8 protein-coding genes and 2 pseudogenes are annotated in these 6,539 nt (G+C 64.0%); 4 read left to right on the forward strand and 6 right to left on the reverse strand.

Annotation, left to right across the window (positions count from 1 at the left end):
- From ENZ74_RS17260 to ENZ74_RS17275, 4 genes and pseudogenes are all read right to left on the reverse strand, one after another.
- Positions 1-344, reverse strand: a pseudogene (locus ENZ74_RS17260) (GNAT family N-acetyltransferase); the annotation flags it as partial.
- Entirely contained in the window at positions 341-1,123 is a 783-nt protein-coding gene (locus ENZ74_RS17265) for an AAA family ATPase (RefSeq protein WP_063167785.1), read from the reverse strand. The gene ENZ74_RS17265 and the pseudogene ENZ74_RS17260, both read right to left, overlap by 4 nt.
- Complete coding sequence (locus tag ENZ74_RS17270; RefSeq protein WP_013532202.1) at positions 1,123-1,545, reverse strand: VOC family protein; 423 nt, start codon at positions 1,543-1,545, stop codon at positions 1,123-1,125. Before ENZ74_RS17270 ends, ENZ74_RS17265 begins: the two co-directional genes overlap by 1 nt.
- Positions 1,546-1,555: 10 nt before the next feature.
- Entirely contained in the window at positions 1,556-2,377 is an 822-nt protein-coding gene (locus tag ENZ74_RS17275) for an enoyl-CoA hydratase (protein ID WP_063167784.1), read from the reverse strand.
- A 154-nt stretch (positions 2,378-2,531) separates the two neighbouring features.
- On the opposite strand from ENZ74_RS17275, the gene ENZ74_RS17280 reads away from it, so the two are divergent.
- From ENZ74_RS17280 to rpsI, 3 genes are all read left to right on the forward strand, one after another.
- Complete coding sequence (locus ENZ74_RS17280) at positions 2,532-2,996, forward strand: PaaI family thioesterase (RefSeq protein WP_063167783.1); 465 nt, start codon at positions 2,532-2,534, stop codon at positions 2,994-2,996.
- A gap of 215 nt (positions 2,997-3,211) precedes the next feature.
- Positions 3,212-3,676 carry a 50S ribosomal protein L13 gene (gene rplM / locus ENZ74_RS17285; protein ID WP_013532205.1) on the forward strand — a complete coding sequence of 155 codons (465 nt, stop codon included), beginning with the start codon at positions 3,212-3,214 and terminating at the stop codon, positions 3,674-3,676.
- Between the two features lies 1 nt (position 3,677).
- Positions 3,678-4,160 carry a 30S ribosomal protein S9 gene (gene rpsI, locus ENZ74_RS17290; RefSeq protein ID WP_023810272.1) on the forward strand — a complete coding sequence of 161 codons (483 nt, stop codon included), beginning with the start codon at positions 3,678-3,680 and terminating at the stop codon, positions 4,158-4,160.
- 193 nt (positions 4,161-4,353) lie between these two features.
- Here rpsI and ENZ74_RS17295 read toward each other — a convergent pair whose 3' ends face one another.
- Complete coding sequence (locus tag ENZ74_RS17295) at positions 4,354-5,253, reverse strand: LysR family transcriptional regulator (protein ID WP_013532207.1); 900 nt, start codon at positions 5,251-5,253, stop codon at positions 4,354-4,356.
- A 90-nt stretch (positions 5,254-5,343) separates the two neighbouring features.
- Between ENZ74_RS17295 and ENZ74_RS17300 the strand changes: the two genes are divergently transcribed.
- Positions 5,344-6,231 carry an aldo/keto reductase family oxidoreductase gene (locus tag ENZ74_RS17300; RefSeq protein ID WP_063167782.1) on the forward strand — a complete coding sequence of 296 codons (888 nt, stop codon included), beginning with the start codon at positions 5,344-5,346 and terminating at the stop codon, positions 6,229-6,231.
- 51 nt (positions 6,232-6,282) lie between these two features.
- Here ENZ74_RS17300 and ENZ74_RS17305 read toward each other — a convergent pair.
- Positions 6,283-6,539: pseudogene (locus tag ENZ74_RS17305) on the reverse strand (DUF4996 domain-containing protein); the annotation flags it as partial.

Raw genomic sequence — 6,539 nt, forward strand, 5'->3', positions numbered from 1 at the left:
TCGCGGACTTCAGCCAGATCGCCGATCCCGGCATGGAGATGGATCGTCCCGCCTTCCGGCTGGTAGCCGCGATGGTCGAGTGCGGTTTCGAGCTCGGCGGCGATATCAGGCACTCGGAACATCGGCGCCTGACCGTGGCCGACGTAGAAGGACTCTGCGGCGTCGATCACTTTGTCGGGCGCGCCACGCTCGCCGCGCAAGGGATTGGCCGAATTGGTACGCCGGATCCGTCCGCCCGATCGCCGCAGAAGCCAGCCATCAACCAACGTCTCGGTCGCCGCCGGCCAGCCTTCGCGGCACGCCTGCTCGACGCGCCAGTTGAGGTCATCATCGCCGGCGCTCACGCGTCATCCTCCCGCAGCGCTTCCTCCATAAAGGCCTGCGGATCGGTGCAGAAGTCGCGCATCATGCGAAAATGATCGGTATCGCTGAAATCCGTGGGATCGAGCCCGAACCGGCTGATGCGGAACAGCCGCGCGCCAGGACAAGCCATCAGCAGCGGCGAATGCGTCGCCATGATCACTTGCGCGGTGCCCGACTGGTCCATGCGCCGCAGCATCTTGAGCAGCTCGATCTGTCGCGTCGGCGACAGTGCGCTTTCGGGTTCGTCGAGGATGTAGATGCCTTGCCTGCGGCAGCGCTCCTCGAAAAAACGGATAAAGCCCTCGCCATGCGACCAGGACAGGAAGTCCGGCGGCGGGGGCCTAAAAGGGTCTTCCAGTGCCGCCTGATCGAGATATCGGGCCACGGAGTAGAAGGATTCGGCGCGAAAAAACCAGCCGGCGGTGACTTTCGGCAGCCAGTGACCGCGGAATGCGTTGGCCAGCGCGGCACCACTCTTGTCGATGGCGCTGGAATGGTCGACCGGCCTATATCCCTTGCCGCCACCGGCTTCGTCATAGCCGGCCAGCGCACCGATCGCCTCGAGCAGCGTCGATTTGCCGGTGCCGTTCTCGCCGACGATGATGGTGATCGGCGTGGTGAATTCGAGTTCGAAGTCGTGGCCGCGAAACAGCGGCAGGTTCCATGGATATTTTTCCCAATCCTCGACCCGCACGGCATCGAGCAGGATGCGCTTCAGATAGGGAGCCTTGAGCCGCGTCAGCTGCTTGCGATGGGCCATCAGCCAGGTAGCGAAATCGTGCCGTCTTCCGCGATCGGAAAGGCCGGATTGTGCGCCACTTCCCAGACATGCCCGTCGGCGTCGGCGAAGTAGCCGTACCAGCCGCCCCAGAAGGCGCGGCCGGCCGGCTTGACGATGCGGCCGCCGGCTTTTTCCGCCCTGGCGAGCACGTCGTCGACTTCGGCGTCGGAGCGGGTGTTGTAGGCGAGGTAGACCGCCGATGGCGCCGCGGCGAAGGCGATGCCGGAATCCTCTTCTGCGCTGGCACGTGGGAACAGACCAAGAATGACGCCGCCCATCTGGAAGAAGGCGACACCGTCGGTGATACCGGCATGCCGCTTCAAGCCCATAGCCTCGTAAAAGCGCACCGCGCGGTCCAGATCATCGGTGGCGATGGTAACGATAGAGATTCGCGGCTCCATGGTGCTGCTCCTATTCGTCCGTCCATTCCGGCTTGCGCTTGCCGATGAAGGCGCCGATGCCTTCCTCGGCGTCGCGCGCGAGCATGTTTTCGACCATGATCCGGCCGGTATAGGTGTAAGCATCCGCCAGCCCCATTTCGGCCTGCGAGTAAAACGCCTCCTTGCCCGTCTTGACCACCAAAGATGATTTGGAAGCAATGGTTTGCGCGTATTTGGTGACGATCTGATTCAGGTATTCACGCGGCACGACGCGGTTGACCAGGCCGAATTCCTTGGCGGTTGCCGCATCAATGGTCTCGCCGGTCAACAGCATCTCCATCGCATGCTTGCGCGAGACGTTGCGCGACAGCGCCACCATCGGCGTCGAGCAGAACAGGCCGATGTTGACACCCGGCGTACAGAAGGTCGCCTCATGCGAAGCGATCGCCAGGTCGCAGCTGGCGACCAGTTGCAGCCCGGCGGCGGTGGCCAGGCCGTCAACCTCGGCGATGACAGGCACTGGATGACGCACGATCGCCTGCATCAGCGTCGCACAAGCGGCAAACGTCTCTGCGAAAAAGGCCTTGCCATGATCGGCGTCAGTGCGGCGCGCGGTCATTTCCTTGAGATCATGGCCGGCGCAGAACACCTTGCCGGCAGCCGACAAGACGATGACGCGAACGGCCTTGTCGGCCCTGGCGCGCTCGAGTTCGGCCGTCAGCGCCGCCATCACCGCCAGCGACAGCGCGTTGGCAGGCGGATTGGCGAGTGTGAGGCGCAGCACGCCCTTGTCCAGTTGTGCAACCACCGGACCCTCAACGGCGGCAGGCTTGATGGCAAGGATTTCGGCCATGGATAGGGTTCTCCGCGATTCCGCTGGGGCTGCCAGACTATCTAATACCGGATCAGGTTTCGTCCAACACCGATCGCTTGCGCCAGGGGACGAAGGTTGTCAGAAATGCCGCGCTGCGCTCATACAGGCCTGGCGCAAAGCGAGAGACCAAGACATGCCCGCCCAGACCAACCTCAAGCCCGTGCTGACCGCGCAACAAGTCAATGCGCTGATGGAAACCGTCTATCCGCAGCTCAATGAGCAGTTCAAATATTTCGAGGCGATCGACGTGTTCCCGGGCGGCTGCACCGTGCGGCTCAACGCCGGCGAACGGCATTTGCGTCCCGGCGGCACGGTGTCCGGCCCCTCGCTGTTCACGCTGGCCGACATTGGCGGCTACGTCTGCGTGCTCAGCCATGCCGGGCCGGATGCGCTTTCGGTCACCGTCAACCTCGACATCAATTTCGTGCGCAAGGCCGAGGCAGGACCGATCGACGGCCATTGCCGCATCCTGAAGCTGGGAAAGAGCCTGATGGTGTTCGACATCGACATCGTTGCCGGCCCAGACGGACACACGGTGGCGCATGCCATCGGCACCTATTCGATCCCGCCGAAGCGGAATGGTGATGTGGTAAAATAATACCTTTTGTTCAAGTTATTGTTTTTGCTACATTTTACCTGATATCTACCTTTTCGTTCGCCTTGACGCGGTCACCACCCTCGCCTATAAGCCTCCACGAAGCAGCGGCCCGCAAAGGCCGCCGTTTTGTTATTGGCGGCGGGCAAGCGCCTTTCGCCAATCCAAGCAACAAGAAACGCCTTCTCTTATGAAGGTCAGAACCGAGAGCAGAAAACATGACAACCTTTTCGCAGAAGCCTGCGGATGTGGTGAAGAAGTGGATCCTGATCGACGCCGAAGGTCTCGTCGTCGGTCGTCTGGCCACTGTCATCGCCAATCATCTCCGCGGCAAGCACAAGCCGACCTTCACCCCGCACGTCGACGACGGCGACAACGTCATCGTCATCAATGCCGACAAGGTGGTGTTCACCGGCAAGAAATTCACCGACAAGGTCTATTACTGGCACACCGGCCACCCAGGCGGCATCAAGGAGCGCACCGCGCGCCAGCTGCTCGAGGGTCGTTTCCCCGAGCGTGTCGTCGAGAAGGCCGTTGAGCGCATGGTCCCGCGTGGCCCGCTCGGCCGTCGCCAGATGAAGAACCTGCGCGTCTATGCAGGCGCCGAGCATCCGCATGTCGCCCAGCAGCCCGTCGTGCTCGACGTGGCCAAGCTGAACGCCAAGAACAAGAAGGTCGCATAAGATGGCTGAGCTTTCCTCGCTCGCAGAACTGGGCGCCGCCACCGGCAACACCAATACCCAGCCGGCGGCCCCCGTCCACGTCCAGAAGCTCGACAAGTCGGGCCGCGCCTATGCCACCGGCAAGCGCAAGAACGCCATTGCGCGCGTCTGGGTGAAGCCGGGTTCCGGCAAGATCATCGTCAACGACAAGGAATTCGCGACCTATTTCGCGCGTCCGGTCCTGCAGATGATCCTCAACCAGCCGATCATCGCCTCCAACCGCGCCGGCCAGTACGACATCGTCGCGACAGTCGTCGGCGGCGGTCTCTCCGGCCAGGCTGGCGCCGTGCGTCACGGCATCTCCAAGGCGCTGACCTACTACGAGCCGACGCTGCGCGCCGTGCTCAAGAAGGGCGGCTTCCTGACCCGCGACAGCCGCGTCGTCGAGCGCAAGAAGTACGGCAAGGCCAAGGCCCGTCGTAGCTTCCAGTTTTCCAAGCGCTAAGCACTTCGCAGCTTCAGACAATCGAAAAGGCCGCCTCCGGGCGGCCTTTTTGTTTGCGGCTCGGCAGTCACCCCACCCACGCCTACGGCGCGACCTTCCCATCAAGGGGAGCTAGAAGAGCGCGGCGCCCTACCTCCCCTCAATGGGAAGGTCGGCGCGGAGCGCCGGGTGGGGTGACGGCGCCGGAAACAGGTCAGGCCTTGCCGCCCTTGATATAGTCGATGAACGCCCGCAGCGGGGCCGGAACCAGGCGCCGGCCGGGATAATAGAGAAACGGTCCGGGAAAACTCTGCCACCACGGTTCGAGCACGGGCTCAAGAGCGCCGCTGTCGAAGTAAGGGCGCAGCCAGCCCTCGAAGAGGCCGATGATGCCGGTGCCGGCAATAGCCGCGTCGACGGCAAGATCCGTCGCCCCGCCGATCCGCACGATCAAGGGGCCTGTCGGATCGACCCGCACCACCTCGCCGTCTCGCTCGAATTCCCAGGGCAGCATCGCACCGCTGGCAAAGCGCCCACGCACGCAGGAGTGGCCAAGCAGGTCGCTCGGGTGTTGCGGGCGGCCATGGCGATCAAGATAGGCAGGGCTGGCGGCCGTGGCGAAACGCTGCACGCGCGGTCCGATCGGCACCGCGATCATGTCCTGCTCCAGCCGCTCGTCATAGCGGATGCCGGCATCGCAGCCGGCCGCCAGCACGTCGACGAAGTTCTCGTCGGCGATCACCTCCAGCCGGATACCGGGATAGGCGGCGAGGAAACCCGGCACGATATCGGGCAATATCAGCCGCGCAGCACTGACCGGCACGTTGAGACGCAACGAGCCAGCCGGCCTGTCGCGAAAGCCGTTCACCACGTCCAGCGCCGCCTCCACCTCCGACAGCGCCGGGCCGAGCCGCTCCAGAAGGCTGAGGCCCGCCTCGGTCGGGACAACGCTGCGCGTCGTGCGGTTGAACAGCCTGACACCGAGCTGCACTTCCAGGCGACGCACCGCCTCACTCAGGCCGGAGGCGCTGCCGCCGCTCGCACGCGCGCCGTCGCGAAAGCCGCCGGCGCGCGCCACCGCCACGAAAGCATTCAGATCGCTGAGGTCCATCATTGTTCGCCATTCCGCACGGCCTGTGTGGATTGTACCGGATTATCACGAGGTTGGGCAGCGCCTATCTCTGCCTCCTCAAGGAGATCAATCATGTCCAACATCCAACAATCCGGCACCTTCGCCCCCGCCACCTTCAAGCTTGGCAGCCGCACCGTGAAGCGGCTCGGCTACGGTGCCATGCAACTCGCGGGACCCGGCGTGTTCGGGCCGCCCAAGGATCATGACGCGGCATTGGCCGTGCTGCGCGAGGCGATTGCGCAAGGCGTCGACCATATCGATACCAGCGACTTCTACGGTCCGCACGTCACCAACCGGCTGATCCGCGAGGCGCTGGCGCCCTACCCCCAAGATCTCGTCATCGTCACCAAGATCGGTGCCCGGCGCGGCGCGGATGGATCGTGGCTGCCGGCCTTTTCCGCGGAAGCGCTCACCCAGGCGGTACACGACAATCTCAGCAATCTCGGGCTCGAGGTGCTCGACGTCGTCAACCTACGCATCATGTTCGATACCCATGGCCCCGCCGAAGGATCGATCGAAGCGCCGCTTACCGTGCTGGCCGAGCTCCAACAACAGGGTCTGGTCAGGCACATCGGGCTGAGCAACGTGACGCCGGCGCAGATCGCGCAAGGACGGGGGATCGCCGAGATCGTCTGCGTGCAGAACCAGTACAATCTGGCGCATCGCGGCGACGATGCCCTGATCGACGATCTTGCCCGCGATGGCATCGCCTATGTGCCGTTCTTCCCGCTCGGCGGCTTCAACCCGCTGCAATCCTCCACCCTGTCGGAAATCGCGGCGCGCCTCGGCGCCACGCCAATGCAGGTCGCGCTCGCCTGGCTGCTGCGCCGCGCGCCCAACATCCTGCTGATCCCCGGCACATCGTCGGTCGGGCATCTCGGGGAGAACCTCGCTGCGGCTGAACTGGAATTGCCACAGGATGCGCTTAGCGAACTGGACGGCGTGGCGCTAGCGGCTTGAAGCTAACCAATCTCCCCCCTCGTGAGGGAGATTGGCAGCGTCAGCCGCCGCTTAATTGATGCTCGCCGTATTCGCCGGCTCAACCGGCCGCGCCTCGTCGGCATAAGGCACGCGAAAACCATTCGCGGCCAGCCAGTCGATTGCCGCCTTCGGCTCGTCGGTCTGGATGATGGTGGCGCCGCGATCGGCCCAGAAACCCCAGCTTTCGCGCGGCAGGCTGGCCTGCACCGCCAGTTCGCCGCCGCGGCCGCCGGCGAGGAAGCCGCCCGGTTTGTTGGCGATGGCGTAGGTGTCGGCCCAGATGTGCC

The sequence above is a fragment of the Mesorhizobium sp. M7A.F.Ca.CA.002.15.2.1 genome (genome assembly GCF_003998715.1).
Taxonomy (GTDB): domain Bacteria; phylum Pseudomonadota; class Alphaproteobacteria; order Rhizobiales; family Rhizobiaceae; genus Mesorhizobium; species Mesorhizobium ciceri.